Source organism: Paenibacillus sp. JMULE4, from assembly GCF_013337105.1.
GTDB classification, from domain to species: Bacteria; Bacillota; Bacilli; order Paenibacillales; family NBRC-103111; genus Paenibacillus_G; species Paenibacillus_G naphthalenovorans.
This window is the reverse complement of sequence record NZ_SGWF01000013.1, coordinates 49,749-67,801: the sequence shown is the minus strand read 5'-3', so window position 1 is coordinate 67,801 and position 18,053 is coordinate 49,749. Positions and strand designations below refer to the sequence as shown.

The following is an 18,053-nucleotide window of genomic DNA, read 5'->3' as shown; positions in this document are numbered from 1 at the left end:
CACAGCGGATCCTCTGGCCATAATGATACCAGAGGTGATGAAAAATGGAACAAAAACCTTATTTTTGTCCAAATTGCCGTTCCAACCGTGTAAAATTCAGCGTGATTTCAAGCTACTCTCAACGATTTTTGAAGGATGCGATCACCGGTTCCGTACAGGAAGTAAGCGACCCGGAACAGTTGGAGGAAAGCGAACCGACGATTCAATGCCAGGTATGCAGTTTTACAGGAAATGAGATGCGTTTCATCAAACAAGCGGAGCGTGAGCCCAGAACGGCTACACAGATAAACCCGAACTATTAACAAATTCAATTGAACGCGGCGCATGCTTCCCGTTACGGGAGGCAATGCGCTTTTGTTTTAAATAGGCAAAGCGTCCATAACAGATTCTTGACCTTGGCCGCTAAAGATGTGAGTATTTTGTTGAATCATGTCATAAGGCGAACGTCGGAAATAACTGATACTATCGTATCTTATAAAAAAGATAAATCGCGTCATTAACAAAAATAATAAGGAAACTGGTCGAAAAAAGTGATACAATAATAAAGGTTTGTCAATCCGGACATGCTAGGGTTTGGCAGACGGATGTTTGTAGCGGTTGGCTTTTACCGGAAAAGGCAAAGGCTAATACCATATAGGAAGTCATTCATGATAGGAGGATTTTGCTAAATGAATATCCATGAGTATCAAGGCAAAGAAGTGCTGAAGCAGTACGGGGTTGCCGTACCGGAAGGGAAAGTTGCTTTTACGGTGGACGAGGCCGTTGAAGCGGCAAAATCGTTGGGTACGTCCGTAGTAGTGGTGAAGGCGCAAATTCATGCCGGCGGCCGCGGTAAGGCAGGCGGGGTTAAGGTAGCCAAAAACCTCGATGAAGTCCGTACATATGCTAGTGAAATTTTAGGTAAAGTTCTCGTTACGCATCAAACAGGACCTGAAGGTAAAGAAGTTAAGCGTTTGTTGATCGAGCAGGGCTGCGACATTAAGAAAGAATATTATGTCGGCGTTGTGGTTGACCGCGGTACAGGCCGTGTCGTCATGATGGCTTCCGAAGAAGGCGGCACCGAGATTGAAGAAGTAGCTGCCCGCACTCCTGAGAAAATTTTCAAGGAAGTAATCGACCCGGCTATCGGTTTGCAAGCGTTTCAAGCGCGCAAGCTGGCTTATGCCATCAATATTCCGAACGAGCTTGTCAATAAAGCCGTGAAGTTTATGATCGCGCTCTATAACGCATTTGTAGATAAGGATTGCTCCATTGCCGAGATCAATCCGCTCGTTGTTACGGGCGACGGTAATGTAATGGCGCTCGACGCGAAGCTGAACTTTGATTCCAACGCGCTGTACCGCCACAAAGATATTGTGGAGCTTCGCGATTTGGAAGAAGAAGACGAGAAGGAAATCGAAGCCTCCAAGTACGATTTGAGCTACATCGCGCTTGACGGCAACATCGGCTGCATGGTCAACGGCGCAGGTCTGGCTATGGCTACCATGGATATCATCAAATATTACGGCGGAGAACCGGCCAACTTCCTCGATGTAGGGGGCGGTGCAACGACGGAGAAAGTAACGGAAGCCTTCAAAATCATTCTTTCCGACCCAAGTGTAAAAGGAATCTTCGTTAACATTTTCGGCGGAATCATGAAATGCGACGTCATTGCCAACGGTGTCGTCGAAGCCGCCAAGCAAGTAAGTCTTGACAAGCCGCTTGTTGTGCGTCTGGAAGGTACGAACGTAGACCTCGGCAAAAAGATTTTGAATGAATCCGGACTGAACATCGTAGCTGCCGACTCGATGGCGGACGGCGCCCAGAAGATCGTCGCTCTCGTGAAATAATTGCGGGTTTCCATTTGACTTTTTTCTTCAATAATATTAAGGGATGTGAACATAGATCATGAGTATTTTGGTCGATAAAATACAAAAGTCATTACACAAGGGATTACCGGTTCCGTAGGGATGTTCCATACAAAGGGCGGACTTGATTACGGCACACAAATGGTAGGCGGCGTCACTCCAGGCAAAGGCGGCACAAACGTCGACATCGCGCTGGAAAACGGTACAACCGTCTCGATTCCTGTATTCAACACGGTAGCTGAGGCAAAAGCGGCAACAGGTGCAACCGCGTCCGTTATTTACGTTCCGCCGGCTTTCGCGGCAGATGCGATCATGGAAGCCGTTGATGCTGAGCTGGACCTGGTCATCTGCATTACAGAAGGCATTCCTGTTCTCGACATGGTTAAGGTAAAGCGTTATATGGAAGGCAAGAAGTCCCGTTTGATCGGACCAAACTGCCCTGGCGTCATTACTCCGGGCGAATGCAAAATCGGTATTATGCCCGGCTATATCCACACTCCTGGTCATGTCGGCGTCGTTTCCCGAAGCGGAACGCTGACTTACGAAGCCGTTCATCAACTGTCTACACGCGGCATTGGTCAATCGTCGGCCGTTGGTATCGGCGGAGACCCCGTGAAGGGCTCGGAGTTTATCGATATCCTCAAGCTGTTCAATGAAGATCCGGACACCTATGCGGTGATCATGATCGGTGAAATCGGCGGCTCCGCAGAAGAAGAAGCGGCCGAGTGGATTGCAGCCAACATGAAAAAACCGGTGGTCGGCTTCATCGGCGGACAAACGGCGCCTCCTGGAAAACGTATGGGCCATGCCGGCGCGATCATCTCCGGCGGTAAAGGCACGGCAGCAGAGAAAGTCGCAACGCTGGAACGCTGCGGCATTAAAGTAGCTCCGACCCCTTCCGAGATGGGTTCCACCCTGGTAAGCGTTTTGGAAGAAAAAGGCCTGCTTGAGAAATGCATCACTAAAAAGTAAGCCATTCATAAAGTCGTATTGAGATAGGCAAGAAGCCTTTCATATCCGTGTATTCAGCGGATTTGAGGGGCTTTTTTGCATCTGAGCGAAGGAGTGTATATACTATATGAACAACCGCCTCGTGCTGTTTGCGCTGCATCAAATGCAGGGTATAGGCTGGAAAACCGTCGCTGGCCTTGTGCGGCAGTTTCCTGAACTGAGTGATATCATGATGCTGAAATATGTGGATTGGCTGGAGCTGGGTCTTACTCCGGTCCGCTCCGAACAGGTGATAAAAGGGATGCGGGAGCTTGAATCCGGACAAATGGACAGGAAGCTCAAGCTTTACGAAGACCGGCAGATTGGATGGACTTGTCTGTGGGATGCAGATTATCCCGGGCTGCTGAGGGAGACGGCTGCACCGCCATGGATCCTGTATTACCGCGGCCATCTTGAATTGGCTCATCGACCGTGTATTGCCATGGTCGGAACGCGTAATCCTACAGCCTATGGTAAAGTCACGGCACAGCGGCTATCCGCATCGCTCTCGTCGGCGGGTTTGTGTGTGGTCAGCGGATTAGCCCGTGGAATAGACAGTGCGGCCCATGAAGGAGCCCTGAGGGAGGCGGGCGGCACGATCGGGGTGCTAGGATGCAGCATGGAACAGGTGTATCCGCCTGAAAACAAGCTGCTTTATCGAAGAATATCAGAGGACGGCCTGCTTCTGTCGGAATATCCGCTTGGCACCAAGCCCCGCCCGGGACTGTTTCCGCAGCGCAATCGGATCATCGCAGGATTAAGTCTTGGCGTGGTCGTCGTCGAAGCGGCGCTGAACAGCGGTTCGCTGATTACAGCGGACTTGGCGTTGGAAGCCTCTCGCGACGTGTTCGCTGTACCAGGGCCGATTACTTCTCCCAAAAGTCAGGGGACCCTCCATTGGCTGAAGCTTGGAGCCAAGCTGGTTACCGGTCCTGAAGATATATTGGAGGAGTACAGAGTCCGGATATCCTTTGACCAAAAAACAAACATTAAACCTATGGTGGATACGGGATCGGTTTTGCCTGCGGATGAGCAGCGGATTTACGATTTGCTCAGCTTAAAACCGATGAATATTGAAGAATTATTGGCGCAAAGTCAATATAAATTTGGACATTTGCATTCAGTTCTGATAAATTTACTAATGATGCAGCGAATCGTCGAGCTTCCAGGTTCAGTCTACACAGTACCTTGATGATCATACATATTTCATTTGTCGAAGGGGGAAGGACACCTATGGCCGATTCGTTAGTCATTGTGGAGTCACCCGCAAAAGCCAAAACGATCAGCAAATATTTAGGAAGTAAATATATTGTTAAGGCCTCCATGGGTCATATTCGCGATCTGCCTAAAAGTCAGATCGGGGTTGAAGTCAAAAAAAACTTTGAGCCGAAGTATATTACGATCCGGGGCAAGGGATCTATTCTCAAAGAGTTGAAGGATGCCAGAAAAAAAGTCAAAAAAGTATATCTGGCAGCGGACCCTGACCGTGAAGGGGAAGCCATCGCCTGGCATTTGGCGCATTATTTGGAACTGTCCGACCAGGAGGATTGCCGTGTCGTTTTTAACGAGATCACGAAACAAGCGGTAAAGGATGCTTTCAAGACGCCGCGCAAAATCAATAAGGATTTGGTTAACGCCCAGCAGGCGCGGCGCATTCTGGACCGGCTTGTCGGCTACAAAATCAGTCCGCTCTTATGGAAAAAGGTAAAGAAAGGACTGTCCGCCGGTCGGGTACAGTCGGTTGCCGTGAAGCTGATCTACGACCGTGAAAATGAGATTAAAGCGTTCGTTCCGGAGGAATATTGGTCGATAACCGCCAAGCTCGCTGCCGGAAAAGCGGAGTTTGAGGCGAAATTTTTCAGCAGCGGCGAGAAAAAGGAATTGAAGACCGAGGCCGAAGTCAACGAAATCCTCGCCGCATTAAACAAATCCGAGTTTGTTGTAAGCGAGGTCAGGGAGAAGGAGCGCCAGCGCAATCCTTCCCCTCCGTTCATTACCAGTTCGCTGCAGCAGGAAGCCGCCCGGAAATTGAATTTCCGCGCCGCGAAGACGATGTCCGTAGCTCAGCAATTATATGAAGGAATCGATTTGGGCAGCGAAGGCACGGTCGGTTTGATCACCTATATGCGTACGGATTCTACCCGGATTTCACCGGTGGCGCAGGAAGAAGCCAGGGAATACATCCTGCAAAAATATGGGGAAGCCTACTATCCTGAAACGCCGCGCAGTTACTTGAAAAAGAATGCCAACGCGCAGGATGCCCATGAAGCGATCCGACCAAGCTCCGTCCTGCGTGAACCGGATCAGATCAAGGAGTATCTAAGCCGTGATCAACTCCGGCTGTATAAGCTGATATGGGAACGGTTTGTGGCGAGCCAAATGGCTTCCGCCGTGATGGACACGATGACGGTCGATCTGACTGCAGGTCCGGTCGTATTCCGCGCCGTTGGCTCTAAAATCAAATTTCCAGGCTTTATGAAGGTATATGTCGAAGGAAGTGACGATGCCGCAGCGGATAGCGGGGACGAAGAAAAATTGCTGCCGCCGCTTAAACAAGGAGATCATGTGATCAAAAAGCAGATCGACCCGAAGCAGCATTTTACACAGCCTCCTCCCCGTTATACCGAGGCTCGTTTGGTCAAGGCACTTGAGGAAATGGGCATCGGCAGACCCAGTACGTATGCGCCGACACTGGAGACGATTCAAAAGCGCGGCTACGTTGCCATCGAGGACAAAAAATTCGTGCCTACGGAGCTCGGTGAGCTCGTGATTCAGCAAATGATCGAATTTTTCCCTGAAATTTTGGACGTGGAATTTACGGCTCAAATGGAGGAGGATCTCGATCATATCGAGGAAGGCAAGGAAGATTGGGTTCAGGTGCTCAGCGAATTTTACGAGTCGTTTGAAAAGCGGTTGGAAGTAGCGGAGGAAGAGATGGAGAAGGTGGAAATCCAGGACGAGGTTTCCGATGATATTTGCGAGAAATGCGGTAATCATTTTGTTTACAAAATGGGACGCTTTGGCAAATTTCTGGCTTGCTCCGGTTTTCCCGATTGCCGCAACACCAAGCCGATCGTTAAAAATACCGGCGTGACTTGTCCCGGTTGTCATAAAGGTCAGATTATTGAACGCAGGAGCAAAAAAGGCCGGATATTTTATGGCTGCGACCGTTATCCCGATTGTGAATTTGTTTCCTGGGATAAGCCGGTGGACCGGCCTTGTCCAAAGTGCGGAAGCATGCTGGTGGAGAAGCGTAACAAATCAGGCACCTTTATTCAATGCGTCGCCTGTGACTATAGAGAAGAAGCGAAGGAAGAGCAGGATCGCGATTAATCCTGCTCTTATATCGGCTTTGCGCAGAAAGCCACGAGGAGGAACACAGCAGTGACTGAAGTACCGAAAGTGACCGTGATCGGCGCCGGGCTTGCAGGCAGCGAGGCCGCATGGCAAATTGCAAGCCACGGCGTTCCGGTCGTATTATACGAAATGCGTCCGGTAAAAAAAACACCGGCTCACATCTCCGATCAATTCGCTGAGCTGGTTTGCAGCAATTCGCTGCGCGCGAACGGCCTGACGAATGCCGTCGGGGTATTAAAGGAAGAAATGCGGATATTGAACTCCCTGATTCTGCGTGCTGCCGACAAGCATGCTGTGCCTGCGGGAGGAGCGTTAGCGGTTGACCGGGAAGGCTTTTCCGGAGAAGTGACCGCAATACTGCGCAACCATCCGCTGATCGAAGTCCGTAACGAAGAGCTGGAATCGCTGCCGGAAGGCATTGTGGTCGTCGCGACCGGTCCGCTGACGTCGCCTGCTTTGTCGAAGCATTTGCAGGAGCTTACGGGAGAAGAGTATCTGTATTTTTACGATGCGGCCGCGCCGATTGTAGAAAAAGATTCCATCGATATGAGCAAGGTGTATCTTGCTTCCCGTTACGATAAGGGCGAGGCGGCCTACTTAAACTGTCCGATGACCGAAGAAGAATTTAACCGTTTCTACGAAGCTCTGATTACGGCAGAGAGTGCACCGGTCAAGGAGTTTGAAAAGGAAATTTATTTCGAAGGCTGCATGCCGATCGAGGTGATGGCAAAGCGGGGGCGGCAAACCGTGCTGTTCGGACCGATGAAGCCCGTTGGACTGGTGAATCCGCACACGGGTGAGCTGCCCTTTGCCGTCGTCCAGCTGAGGCAGGATAACGCGGCCGGGACGCTTTACAACCTGGTAGGCTTCCAAACCCATTTGAAATGGGGCGAGCAAAAGCGGGTGTTCTCGCTCATCCCGGGTTTGGAAAATGCGGAATTTGTGCGGTATGGAGTCATGCATAGAAATACGTTTATTAATTCTCCAAGCCTGCTTCGTCCGACATACCAATTCAAAAGGCGGGATAATTTATTTTTTGCCGGTCAAATGACGGGCGTGGAAGGGTATGTAGAATCCGCGGCGTCCGGTCTGATCGCTGGGTTGAATGCGGCCAGGTACGCAAAAGGGCTGGAGTGCCTTGTGCCACCGCCGGATACGGCTCTGGGAAGTATGGCACAGTATATTACGACCGCCGACTTTAAGCATTTTCAACCGATGAACGCCAATTTCGGCTTATTTCCTCCGCTAGAGGAGAAAATCAAAAACAAGAAGCTCAAAAATGAGAAAATCGCCTTAAGAGCAATTGAGAAAATTCAGAATTTTTCACAAAACATATACAATTCGGCTTGTAAATAAAACATGTACTATGGTACGATATACCCGTCTATATTGCTCTGTCTAAGTGTATACACCGGAATTACCATCAAACTAAGCTTGAAACAGCTTAGTTTTCGTCATGATTGGAGGAGAATTGGCGATTATGGAGCAAACGTTTCACGCTACGACGATCTTTGCTATCAGACATCAGGGCAAGGGAGCCATTGCCGGTGACGGTCAAGTGACGTTCGGTAATAGTATGGTGATGAAGAATCATGCCAAAAAGGTTCGAAGGCTGTATCGCGGAGGAGTCATCGCCGGCTTTGCAGGTTCTGTCGCCGATGCGATCACACTGTTTGAAAAGTTTGAGGCGAAGCTGGAGGAGCATCATGGGAATCTTCAGCGTTCCGCCGTGGAACTGGCCAAAGATTGGCGCTCGGATCGGGTGCTCCGCCGTTTGGAAGCCATGATGGTCGTGATGGACCACACCGGCTTGCTGCTCATCTCCGGCAATGGAGAAATCATTGAGCCCGACGATGGTATTCTGGCAATCGGATCCGGCGGCAGCTTTGCTCTTGCAGCGGGGAGGGCACTTCACCGCTATGCGCCGCAGATGAGCGCTAAGGAGATTGCTCATGCGTCACTAACGATGGCCGCAGAAATTTGCGTATTTACGAACCATAACATCATTGTAGAAGAGATCGAATGATTCCAAGGAGGTTATGACACTTGAAATCGAACGCTTTGACCCCCAAAGAAATCGTAGCCGAACTGGATAAGTATATCGTCGGGCAAAAGCAGGCGAAAAAATCAGTTGCCGTCGCTCTTCGCAACCGGTATCGCAGAAGTCTGCTCGACGAGTCGATTCGTGATGAAATTGTGCCGAAAAACATCCTCATGATTGGACCTACCGGTGTAGGGAAGACGGAAATTGCCCGCAGGCTGGCTAAGCTCGTTGGGGCGCCTTTTATTAAAGTGGAAGCGACGAAATTCACCGAAGTAGGATACGTGGGCCGGGATGTGGAATCGATGGTCCGGGATTTGGTGGAAACATCGATTCGAATGGTAAAAGCGGAAAAAGCGGATAAGCTCAAGGATCGTGCCGAGCAAATGGTCGTCGACCGGCTGGCTTCCATTTTGGTGCCCAGTCCTTCCAAGCAGCGCAGTCAACGGAATCCGCTGGAGATGATCTTCGGTCAGCAGAATGCTGCGCAGCCGGAACAGGAGCAGGAAACCGACGCTTCCGTTCTTTCACGCAGACAGCAGGTCAAGGAGCAGCTGCTTAGAGGCGAGCTTGAAAATCAGGTGATTGAAATTGAAGTGGAGGACAATACCCCCTCCATGTTTGACATGCTGGCGGGGCAGGGTAATGAACAGGCCGGCATGAATATGCAAGAGCTGTTCGGAAGCCTGATGCCCAAACGAACCAAGAAGCGGAAGCTGCCTGTGAAAGAAGCGCGCAAGGTGCTGCTGCAGGAAGAAGCGCATAAGCTGCTCGATATGGATGAAGTCATACAGGAAGCGGTAAAACGCGCAGAGCAGGCCGGCATCATATTTATTGACGAAATTGACAAGATTTGCAGTTCCAGCAGAGGGAGCGGACCCGATGTATCCCGGGAAGGGGTGCAGCGCGACATTCTTCCGATCGTGGAAGGTTCCACGGTGATGACAAAATACGGTTCTGTCAAAACGGATTATATTTTGTTTGTAGCGGCAGGCGCGTTTCACATTGCCAAACCTTCGGATTTGATTCCCGAGCTGCAGGGGCGCTTTCCGATTAGGGTTGAGCTTAACAGCTTGACGCAGCAAGATTTTGTGTTGATTCTGAAGGAGCCTCAGAATGCGCTGACAAAACAATACACAGCTCTGCTTGAAACCGAAGGGATTCAAGTGGAGTTTTCCGATGAGGCCATTCATGAGATCGCCCGAATCGCTGCAGACGTGAATCAAAGCACGGATAATATCGGGGCTCGCCGGCTGCATACGATTTTGGAGAAGCTGTTGGAGGATTTGTCCTTTGAAGCGCCAGAAATAACCCTTGAGAGAATCGTCATCTCTCCCGAGTATGTGAGGGAAAAACTGTCTGGTATCGTACAAAACAGAGACCTCAGCCAATATATTTTGTAATCGCTCAAGTTGGAGGCAAGATCATGACATTGTTAATGAAGACCAGAAGGCTAAACAAGCTGCTGCAGAAGGAGGCTGGGAATCCGGTAAGCTTCATGGATATGGCCGCGGTGCTCAGTGACCTGCTGAATGCCGATATTTATGTGGTTAGCCGGAAGGGTAAGGTGCTTGGCAGCGCGTACTTATCTTCAGCCCAGGATATCCTGGTAAACAGCTCTGTCCTGCAGGAAAACAGGTTTCCGCCGGAGTACAACCAACTGCTTTTGAAAGTGGACGAAACCTCTTCCAATCTGGCCGCCGGCAGTCCTTTCGACGTATTTGGCGACCATTCCGCGGACGCGTCATTCTATATTACGATTGTTCCGATCATTGGCGGAGGAGATCGACTGGGAACGCTTATTCTAACCAAGAGAGACGGCGAGTTTATTGACGACGACCTCATTTTGGCGGAGTACGGGTCCACTGTGGTTGCCATGGAAATTTTGAGAGAAAAAGCGGAACAAATTGAGATCGAGGCGCGTTCAAAGGCGGTAGTTCAAGTGGCGGTCGGCTCTTTGTCATTTAGCGAGATGGAGGCGGTTGAACACATTTTTGAGCAGCTGGAGGGGATGGAAGGTCTTCTCGTTGCCAGTAAAATTGCAGATCGTGTCGGAATTACCCGTTCGGTCATTGTGAACGCGCTCCGCAAACTGGAAAGCGCGGGAGTGATTGAAACTCGTTCGCTCGGCATGAAGGGTACCTACATCCGGGTGTTGAACGATCAACTGCTAAGCACGATTCAAAGTGCAGAATCCTGACACATTTATGTCTTTTTTGTAAATATTTAAGAAATGGTGGCCCTATATGAAAATATAGGGCTTTTTTCTCATTGTAATCATTTCCAAAATTCTTCAATATAAATATAGTCCTACACAAGTGCAAATTATCCCAGCACTGCTATATTTTTTTGAAGAAAATGTCGAACAAAGGAGGATTTGTTCTAGCCTTGTTGAATAATTAGAAAATCAGATCATTGCGGGAAAGTGGGAAATTGTCCATGAATATCTTGAGTAAACCCTCGTTCCGACTGCTGGAACAATCTCTCAATGCAGCTACACTTCGACAGAAAGTGATAGCGGATAATGTCGCAAATGTTGACACGCCCTATTTTAAACGATCGGAAGTCCGGTTTGAGGAGTTTCTACAGCAGGAGTTGAATGGCGGCGAATTGCAGGGCTATCGAACGGATCCTAGGCATTTTTACATAGGTCGTTCTTCAGATCCTCGGCCGCAGATTGTTCGTGATAACCAATCGATGATCAATAACAATTTGAACAATGTGGATATTGATTATGAAATGGCGCTTATGGCCAAAAATCAGCTTCGGTACAATACGATGGTGCAGCAGGTGAGCAGCGAGATTAATAAGGTCAGGACGGCTATAGGGAGGATGTAACGGATGAAGCTGACCAACGGATTTGATATTAGCGCTTCCGCTCTGACGGCGCAGCGTTTTCGCATGGATGTCATTTCGTCCAATATTGCCAACAGCGATTCGACAAGAGCAAGGATGGTCAACGGCAAATGGGTTCCTTACCAACGCAAGCTCGTTACGATAGAACCGAAGCAGTCTAACTTTGCGGAGTCGCTTCAGAATGCTATGGCCGGTCAAGCAGGCGGAGCAGGAGAAGGAGTACGCGTTACCAGAATCATTGAAGATACTTCTCCCTTTAAGCAGGTCTACAATCCGACACATCCGGATGCCGACGAGAACGGTTTTGTCATGCTGCCGAATGTTGACGTGCTTAAAGAAATGGTCGATATGATTTCCGCCACCCGTTCATACGAAGCGAATGTAACGGCTCTGAACGCTACTAAAGCCATGGTCGGTAAAGCGTTGGAAATCGGAAGATAAATACATAAAAGGGGCTAGTTAAAATGATTGACTTCGTTAATGTACAGCCGCAGAAAATCACGGAAAGCATTCAGCCCAAGAACATAAGCGCTGCAGAAGTATCTGATCAGTTTGGAAAGTTTTTAAATGAGGCGATGGCTAATTTAAACGACCAACAAGCTGCGGTCGACAAACTGAACGAAGGGTTCGTTAAAGGGGAAATTTCCGACGTCCACCAATTGATGATCGCTTCACAGAAAGCTTCCTTGGGATTGGAATTGACAGTACAAGTGAGGAACAAGGTCATTGAAGCTTATCAAGAGATCATGAGAATGCAGGTCTGATCTTGATCTTGATAAATTCTGGTGACGGTCAATCGGATGAGGTGAAACAGTGAACGAGAACCTACTCCAATATTGGAATAGAGCGAAGCAATATTGGACTCAGTTTAGCAAAACGCAGAAATTAACATTAATCGCAACTGTGATTATTGTCATACTTACGATTGGAATCATCAGTTATAATTTATCCAAAACGGAATATGCTCTTGCTTATACGAATTTGCAGCCGAGCGATGCGGCAGCGATCAAAGCGTATTTGGACGAGGCCAAGATTCCTTACCAGCTTAGTGAAGACGGGAAGAGCATCGGAGTCCCGAGAAGCCAGGTGGCCGATGTTAAATTAGGCGTTGAGTCCCAGGGGCTGAACAAGAATGGCAACATCGGCTATGGCTCCTTCAACCAAAGCAGCACGTTTGGGACGACGGACCGGGAATTTGACGTCAAGTACCTGAATGCAGTTCAAGGCGAACTTCAGCAGTTGATCAATTCCAACACGGCCATTAATAGTTCAAAAGTACTAATTAATTTGCCGAAGGAAAGCGTCTTTCTGCCTGCCGGCGGAGAACCGGAGAAAGCATCCGCCTCGGTTGTGCTGGATATCAAGCCGGGTTACTCGCTGGATCAGGCCAAGATCGACACGATGTACAATCTGGTTTCCCACAGCATCAAAGATTTGCCTATTGAAAATATTACTATTTCCGATCAGAACGGTAATTTGCTTGAATATTCCAAAGGCCAGAATCAAATCAACAATGCATCGAACATGGCCATGCAGCAGTTTGAAATTAATAACAAATTCCGAAATGACGTACAGCGGAATGTTCAACAAATGCTCGGAGGAATCCTCGGCAGAGATAAAGTGATCGTCAGTGTCTTCTCGACGATGAATTTTGATCAGACCAGACGTAAGGAACAATTGGTAACCGCCCCGAACACGGTAGATCAAACCGGTCTGGACATCTCCATTCAGGAGATTCAGAAAAATTATACAAGCGACGGTGCTCAGCAGGGCGGGGTGCCGGGAACGGGAGCAACGGACGTGCCGGGTTATCCGGGCACCGCCAATAACGGAAGAACCAATTCCGAGGAGCTTCAAAGAACGGTCAACCGCGAGGTCAATCGAATTACGAACGAAATTGTACTCACGCCTTATGTTGTCAAGGATTTAACCATCAATGTGGGCATTGAACCTCCAGACCCGCTGGATATCAATTCATTGACTCCGCAGACGATTGAAGCTGTCCGACAAATCCTGGTGAACATAGTCCGGGCCGCATTGGCGGATAGCGGAACCGCGTTTACGGAAGAAGAATTGGCCAGGAAAGTCACCGTGTTCCCCCAAACGTTCGCTAGAACGAACGATAATCAGGGGGTAAACGCGAATTCGATGCTGCTTTACGGTGCTCTTGGCGGCTTGGCCCTTGCATTGCTCGGGGGCGGCGCTTACTGGTGGATACGCAGACGCAGAGCCCAGCAAGAGGTTGACGAAGAGATTGTGGACGAAACACCAAAAGTGGAGTTTCCGACGATTGATATCGATAATGTAAACAATGAAAATCAGGTGCGTAAACAGTTAGAGCAGTTAGCCAAGAGGAAGCCGGAAGAGTTTGTTAATCTGCTTCGTACTTGGTTAGTAGAAGAATAGAGGTGTACATGGCTTGGCTAAAGTGCAGCAAGCGACTTTGACGGGCCGACAAAAGGCCGCTATTTTATTAATCAGTTTGGGACCGGAAGTGTCCGCTCAAATTTTCAAGCATCTTCGTGACGAAGAAATCGAGCAGCTCACTTTGGAAATAGCCAATGTCAGGAAAGTGGATAATGTCGAGAAGGATGCCATATTGGCTGAGTTTCACCAAATTTGTCTGGCGCAGGAATTCATTTCTCAGGGCGGTATCGCATATGCCAAGGAAATTTTGGAGAAGGCCTTAGGGTCACAGAAGGCACTCGATATCATCAACCGATTGACGGCGACGCTTCAGGTCAGACCATTCGACTTTGCGCGTAAAGCGGATCCGGCTCAGATATTGAATTTTATCCAGAATGAAAATTCCCAGACCATCGCCCTCGTGCTCTCCTATTTGCAGCCGGAGCAGGCTTCCATTATTTTATCGTCGCTGCCGCAGGAAAAGCAGGCCGATGTGGCGAAGCGGATTGCGCTTATGGACAGCACCTCGCCGGAAGTCATCAGTCAAGTCGAGCGTGTGCTGGAACAGAAGCTTTCCGCTACGGTGACCCAGGACTATACGAATGCGGGCGGGATCTCGGCGGTAGTCCAAATCTTAAACGGTGTTGACCGGGGGACCGAACGTACCATTCTGGATTCACTTGAAATTCAGGATCCCGAATTGGCGGAGGAAATCAAGAAACGGATGTTCGTCTTTGAAGATATTGTCAATATCGACAACCGTTCGATTCAGCGCATTATACGCGATATCGAGAATGCCGATTTGCAATTGGCGCTGAAAGTTGCCAGTGAAGAGGTGCGTGAAGCGATCTTCAAGAACATGTCCAAACGGATGGCTGAAACATTCCGGGAAGAAATGGAATATATGGGTCCCGTTCGGCTGCGTGATGTGGAAGAAGCCCAAACACGCATTGTAGCCACGATAAGACGTTTGGAAGAAGCCGGTGAAATTATCATCGCTCGCGGCGGAGGGGATGATATTATTGTCTAATGTCATCAAACTATTTCAGTATGTAGCTGTCGAAGACACGAAAATTGTCGAGCCTCCGGCTGCTTCTGTTCTTAAACAAGAACATCCGGAAGAGACAGAAGATCATCTGCCGGAACATCATCAGGAATTAAACGATCTGCTGCAGATGAAAGAACAGATTCTGCAAGATGCCGAGTCGTTTGCTGAAGAACAGGTGCGGGCAGCCATGGAAGAGGCGGCGGCCATCAGACAGCAAGCGCAAGCCGAGATCGAAGCGTGGTGGCATGAACGCAGGCTCAAGGACCAGGAAGCCTTGAACGAAGCGAGAGACCGGGGCCATGCTCAAGGCTATCAAGAAGGAATGGCACAGGTCGAGATGGAGCTTCGTGAGCAATATGAAGCAACGCTTCAGGAAGCATCGCAGATTCTGGAGCAGGCCTATCTGTTGAAGCAGCAAATTATTCAGGAAGCCGAACCGTTCCTGATCGAGCTTAGCTGCTCCATTGCAGAGAAAGTGATCGGGCGCCAGTTGACGCTTGAACCCGAATGGATCATCGATTCCATCCGAAAAGTGCTTTCCCGGCGGAGGGAGAAGGGAATCATTACGCTGTGCGTATCCCCTGCCCAGTTCTCATACATACAAGATGCGCGTGAAGAGCTTTTGCTAGCTATCGATTCGCAGGCGGAACTGCAAATTATACCGGACGCTTCCGTATTGGATCAGGGATGCGTAGTCCGGTCAACCTTTGGGAGCATTGACGCGAGAATCGATACCCAACTGAAAGAAATTAAAACTGCGCTCCAGCAGTTGGCTGTGCGAAACGAGGGATCATAAGCTTATGCAGGCGCCAAGCGCTCAAAAGTATATCGAACACCTAAATCAAATGGACACGATCCGGGTGAACGGAAAAGTGACGCAGGTGATCGGGCTGACGGTAGAATCGGAAGGACCCGATGCAAGCATAGGCGATGTTTGCTATATTTATCCATTGAAGTCGAACACGCCGCTAAAAGCCGAAGTCGTAGGCTTCAAGAACAATAAAGTCATTCTGATGCCGCTCGGCGAGCTGCAGTCCATAGGCCCTGGCTGTGATGTAGTCGGCACAGGCAAGCCGCTCACTGTACAGGTAGGACATGAACTGCTTGGCAAGGTGCTCGACGGCTTGGGCCAACCGCTCGACGGGACCTATTTACCGTCCCGGATGACGCATTACTCTACCAATAACATGCCTAGCAACCCGTTAATTCGTCCGCGTGTCTTGGAACCGATCAGCGTCGGCGTACGATGCATTGATGGTCTGCTGACGATCGGTAAAGGACAGCGTGTAGGGATTTTTGCCGGGTCAGGCGTTGGTAAAAGTACGCTGATGGGCATGATTGCGCGCAATACGTCTGCGGATGTGAACGTGATTGCACTCATTGGCGAACGGGGCAGGGAAGTGCTTGATTTTATCGAACGTGACCTCGGTCCGGAAGGATTGGCCCGTTCCGTGGTCATTGTCGCAACGTCAGATCAACCTGCTCTCATTCGAATTAAAGGCGCATTGATTGCTACGAGCATTGCCGAATATTTCCGGGATCGCGGCTTGAATGTCATGCTGATGATGGACTCGGTAACCCGCTTCGCCATGGCTCAACGGGAAGTGGGACTGGCCGTAGGCGAACCTCCTGCCACGAGGGGATACACGCCGTCCGTTTTCGCGGCATTGCCGAAACTGCTCGAAAGGTCCGGAACGGGACCTAAAGGTTCCATCACTGCATTTTATACCGTGCTTGTCGACGGGGATGACATGAATGAACCGATTGCCGATGCGGTCCGCGGAATTTTGGACGGGCATATCGTTCTCGACCGGAGCATTGCCAACCGTGGCCATTACCCGGCCATTGATGTATTGTCCAGCGTTAGCCGCGTCATGAAAGAAATTGTTCCGGCAGAACAACTGCTTGCAGCGGAGAAATTAAAGATGCTGCTGTCTACATATAAAGATTCGGAGGATCTCATCAATATTGGGGCGTATCAAAAAGGCTCCAATCCGGAAATTGATCTGGCAATTGATTCCATCCAGTCGATTTGGGATTATACCAAGCAGCGGGTAAACGAGAAGCTGACTTTTGCTGACGCACAAGAGCGATTAATTCGAGAATTTTACAGGGGATGAGATGAAACATGCGTTTTCAGTACGCTTTTCAAAAAATCGTTGATCTTAAAACGAATGAAAAGACTCAAGCGGAATGGATGTTATCTCAAGCGATCGTAAAACTGCGCGAAGAGGAATCGACTCTGGCTAAGCTGGAGGATGCGAAGAAGGAGCTGCAGGAAAAGCTGCATAAAGTTTCCGAAAATCGTACAACCGTTTCGAACCTGCTGCTGCTGCAAAGTTACGTTGATCATATCGATCTGCGCATAAGAGACAAGCATCAAGATTTGCATACGGCCAAGACGAACGTGCAGATCAGGCAGGACGATTTGACCGGAAAATTGCTGCAAGAAAAGGTGTGGACGAAAGCCAAGGAAAAAGCTTATCAAAAATTTTCCGCCGGCGTGCTGAAAGTTGAACAAAATCGGTTAGACGAAATGGCGACAAACCGATATCAAAGGCTATCATAGTCATAATTTGAAGGAGGTGAGGTCATGGCAAACGCAAATACGGAGCAATCGTCGTCTTACGGAGCCATGGAACGGTTTCTGATCTGGTTCCTCATTCCTTTTGTTTTTACTGCTGTACTGTTAGGCGTGCTGATGACCATCTTCGGCTATGATGTCATGAGTAATGCTGTGCGTACAGTGAGCAAGATTCCGGTTATAAATTCGATCCTTCCAATAACCAATGCCGAGGACGGGAATCAAGATCCGCAGCAGACGCAGGGTGAGGCCGTACCTGGGCAAGAGCCGACGGCTGCAAATTATGCTGAGCAGCTTGAGCAAAAGGAGCAGGAGCTGAAGCAAGCTGAAGCAGCGCTTCAGCAGCGTGATCAAACGATCAAAGATCTGCAATTGAAAAACAGCGGTTTAGAAGAACAGATCAAGACCAAGACGATTTCTGAAGATGAGTACACGGCTCAAATTCAACAGTTGGCCGGGATGTACGCAAAAATGTCGCCCTCCAAGGCTGCACCGATCCTGGAGAATTTGACCAAAAACGAATTGGTGCTGGTTCTGGGAATGATGAAACCGGATGAACGGGTCAAAGTTTTGGAGCGCATGGATCCGGCGAAAGCTGCCGAGGCTTCCATTCTGTTAAAAGACCAAACCAGCGTAAGGGATACGCAAATTGCCGCCCTTCAGGAAAGGCTGAATCAATCGGTCTCTGCGACGTCACAAGCGGACACCCATTTAAGCAAAGATGATCTTGGGTCTACATTTGCGAATATGACGCCCAAAAGCGCCGCAACGGTTTTAATAGAGATGCAAAAGTCAAATCCGGACAAAGTTCTCTCCATATTAAAGTCGATGGACAGCATGGGGCGTTCGAGGGTATTGTCTGCTGTCTCCGAGCAATCCAAAGAGACCGCTGCTTTGCTTTCTGCACGACTCGTTCAATAAACC

The 18,053-nt window shown here is 49.3% G+C and carries 17 protein-coding genes and 1 pseudogene; all 18 read left to right on the top strand.

Annotated features, from left to right (window positions below; translation table 11 throughout):
• Positions 1–44 precede the first annotated feature (44 nt).
• Positions 45–302, top strand: coding sequence for a hypothetical protein (locus tag EXW96_RS11815; protein ID WP_054820182.1), 258 nt, complete (start codon positions 45–47; stop codon positions 300–302).
• Positions 303–668: 366 nt separating this feature from the next.
• Positions 669–1,829, top strand: coding sequence for an ADP-forming succinate--CoA ligase subunit beta (gene sucC, locus EXW96_RS11810; RefSeq protein WP_062407934.1), 1,161 nt, complete (start codon positions 669–671; stop codon positions 1,827–1,829).
• A 58-nt stretch (positions 1,830–1,887) separates the two neighbouring features.
• Positions 1,888–2,819 (top strand): annotated as a pseudogene (sucD, locus tag EXW96_RS11805) (succinate--CoA ligase subunit alpha).
• A gap of 106 nt (positions 2,820–2,925) precedes the next feature.
• A complete protein-coding gene (gene dprA / locus EXW96_RS11800) occupies positions 2,926–4,029 on the top strand; it encodes a DNA-processing protein DprA (protein WP_174350625.1) in 1,104 nt (367 codons plus the stop codon).
• 41 nt (positions 4,030–4,070) lie between these two features.
• On the top strand, positions 4,071–6,170 hold the full coding sequence (topA, locus tag EXW96_RS11795; protein ID WP_174350624.1) for a type I DNA topoisomerase: 2,100 nt from the start codon (positions 4,071–4,073) through the stop codon (positions 6,168–6,170).
• A gap of 51 nt (positions 6,171–6,221) precedes the next feature.
• Positions 6,222–7,550 (top strand): FADH(2)-oxidizing methylenetetrahydrofolate--tRNA-(uracil(54)-C(5))-methyltransferase TrmFO, encoded by a 1,329-nt coding sequence (trmFO, locus tag EXW96_RS11790; protein ID WP_174350623.1) that lies wholly within the window; start codon positions 6,222–6,224, stop codon positions 7,548–7,550.
• A gap of 124 nt (positions 7,551–7,674) precedes the next feature.
• Entirely contained in the window at positions 7,675–8,220 is a 546-nt protein-coding gene (hslV, locus tag EXW96_RS11785) for an ATP-dependent protease subunit HslV (protein ID WP_174350622.1), read from the top strand.
• A 20-nt stretch (positions 8,221–8,240) separates the two neighbouring features.
• The gene (hslU, locus tag EXW96_RS11780) at positions 8,241–9,638 is read left to right on the top strand and encodes an ATP-dependent protease ATPase subunit HslU (protein ID WP_054818878.1); all 1,398 of its coding nucleotides are present in this window, start codon (positions 8,241–8,243) and stop codon (positions 9,636–9,638) included.
• Between the two features lie 23 nt (positions 9,639–9,661).
• On the top strand, positions 9,662–10,435 hold the full coding sequence (gene codY, locus EXW96_RS11775; protein ID WP_062407947.1) for a GTP-sensing pleiotropic transcriptional regulator CodY: 774 nt from the start codon (positions 9,662–9,664) through the stop codon (positions 10,433–10,435).
• A gap of 239 nt (positions 10,436–10,674) precedes the next feature.
• Positions 10,675–11,073 carry a flagellar basal body rod protein FlgB gene (flgB, locus tag EXW96_RS11770; protein WP_074728427.1) on the top strand — a complete coding sequence of 133 codons (399 nt, stop codon included), beginning with the start codon at positions 10,675–10,677 and terminating at the stop codon, positions 11,071–11,073.
• Positions 11,074–11,076: 3 nt separating this feature from the next.
• The gene (gene flgC / locus EXW96_RS11765; RefSeq protein ID WP_054818880.1) at positions 11,077–11,532 is read left to right on the top strand and encodes a flagellar basal body rod protein FlgC; all 456 of its coding nucleotides are present in this window, start codon (positions 11,077–11,079) and stop codon (positions 11,530–11,532) included.
• A gap of 23 nt (positions 11,533–11,555) precedes the next feature.
• Positions 11,556–11,855, top strand: a complete 300-nt coding sequence (gene fliE, locus EXW96_RS11760) for a flagellar hook-basal body complex protein FliE (RefSeq protein WP_062407951.1) — start codon at positions 11,556–11,558, stop codon at positions 11,853–11,855.
• 49 nt (positions 11,856–11,904) lie between these two features.
• Positions 11,905–13,497, top strand: a complete 1,593-nt coding sequence (fliF, locus tag EXW96_RS11755; RefSeq protein ID WP_054818881.1) for a flagellar basal-body MS-ring/collar protein FliF — start codon at positions 11,905–11,907, stop codon at positions 13,495–13,497.
• A gap of 13 nt (positions 13,498–13,510) precedes the next feature.
• Positions 13,511–14,527, top strand: coding sequence for a flagellar motor switch protein FliG (fliG, locus tag EXW96_RS11750; protein WP_062407953.1), 1,017 nt, complete (start codon positions 13,511–13,513; stop codon positions 14,525–14,527).
• Positions 14,520–15,341, top strand: a complete 822-nt coding sequence (locus EXW96_RS11745; protein ID WP_074728430.1) for a FliH/SctL family protein — start codon at positions 14,520–14,522, stop codon at positions 15,339–15,341. The genes fliG and EXW96_RS11745 overlap by 8 nt, the downstream gene beginning before the upstream one ends.
• Positions 15,342–15,345: 4 nt before the next feature.
• Positions 15,346–16,665: a flagellar protein export ATPase FliI gene (gene fliI, locus EXW96_RS11740; RefSeq protein WP_062407957.1), complete on the top strand. Its 1,320-nt coding sequence runs from the start codon at positions 15,346–15,348 to the stop codon at positions 16,663–16,665.
• Positions 16,666–16,673: 8 nt separating this feature from the next.
• The gene (gene fliJ / locus EXW96_RS11735; RefSeq protein ID WP_054818883.1) at positions 16,674–17,114 is read left to right on the top strand and encodes a flagellar export protein FliJ; all 441 of its coding nucleotides are present in this window, start codon (positions 16,674–16,676) and stop codon (positions 17,112–17,114) included.
• Between the two features lie 24 nt (positions 17,115–17,138).
• On the top strand, positions 17,139–18,050 hold the full coding sequence (locus EXW96_RS11730; RefSeq protein WP_074728432.1) for a MotE family protein: 912 nt from the start codon (positions 17,139–17,141) through the stop codon (positions 18,048–18,050).
• Positions 18,051–18,053 lie beyond the last annotated feature (3 nt).

What these genes read in the sequence shown, in the direction of transcription:
- EXW96_RS11815 (WP_054820182.1), top strand. Translation starts at nt 45, where the DNA reads ATGGAACAAAAACCTTATTTTTGTCCAAATTGCCGTTCCAACCGTGTA.
- sucC (WP_062407934.1), top strand. Translation starts at nt 669, where the DNA reads ATGAATATCCATGAGTATCAAGGCAAAGAAGTGCTGAAGCAGTACGGG.
- dprA (WP_174350625.1), top strand. Translation starts at nt 2,926, where the DNA reads ATGAACAACCGCCTCGTGCTGTTTGCGCTGCATCAAATGCAGGGTATA.
- topA (WP_174350624.1), top strand. Translation starts at nt 4,071, where the DNA reads ATGGCCGATTCGTTAGTCATTGTGGAGTCACCCGCAAAAGCCAAAACG.
- hslV (WP_174350622.1), top strand. Translation starts at nt 7,675, where the DNA reads ATGGAGCAAACGTTTCACGCTACGACGATCTTTGCTATCAGACATCAG.
- codY (WP_062407947.1), top strand. Translation starts at nt 9,662, where the DNA reads ATGACATTGTTAATGAAGACCAGAAGGCTAAACAAGCTGCTGCAGAAG.
- flgB (WP_074728427.1), top strand. Translation starts at nt 10,675, where the DNA reads ATGAATATCTTGAGTAAACCCTCGTTCCGACTGCTGGAACAATCTCTC.
- flgC (WP_054818880.1), top strand. Translation starts at nt 11,077, where the DNA reads ATGAAGCTGACCAACGGATTTGATATTAGCGCTTCCGCTCTGACGGCG.
- fliE (WP_062407951.1), top strand. Translation starts at nt 11,556, where the DNA reads ATGATTGACTTCGTTAATGTACAGCCGCAGAAAATCACGGAAAGCATT.
- fliI (WP_062407957.1), top strand. Translation starts at nt 15,346, where the DNA reads ATGCAGGCGCCAAGCGCTCAAAAGTATATCGAACACCTAAATCAAATG.
- fliJ (WP_054818883.1), top strand. Translation starts at nt 16,674, where the DNA reads ATGCGTTTTCAGTACGCTTTTCAAAAAATCGTTGATCTTAAAACGAAT.
- EXW96_RS11730 (WP_074728432.1), top strand. Translation starts at nt 17,139, where the DNA reads ATGGCAAACGCAAATACGGAGCAATCGTCGTCTTACGGAGCCATGGAA.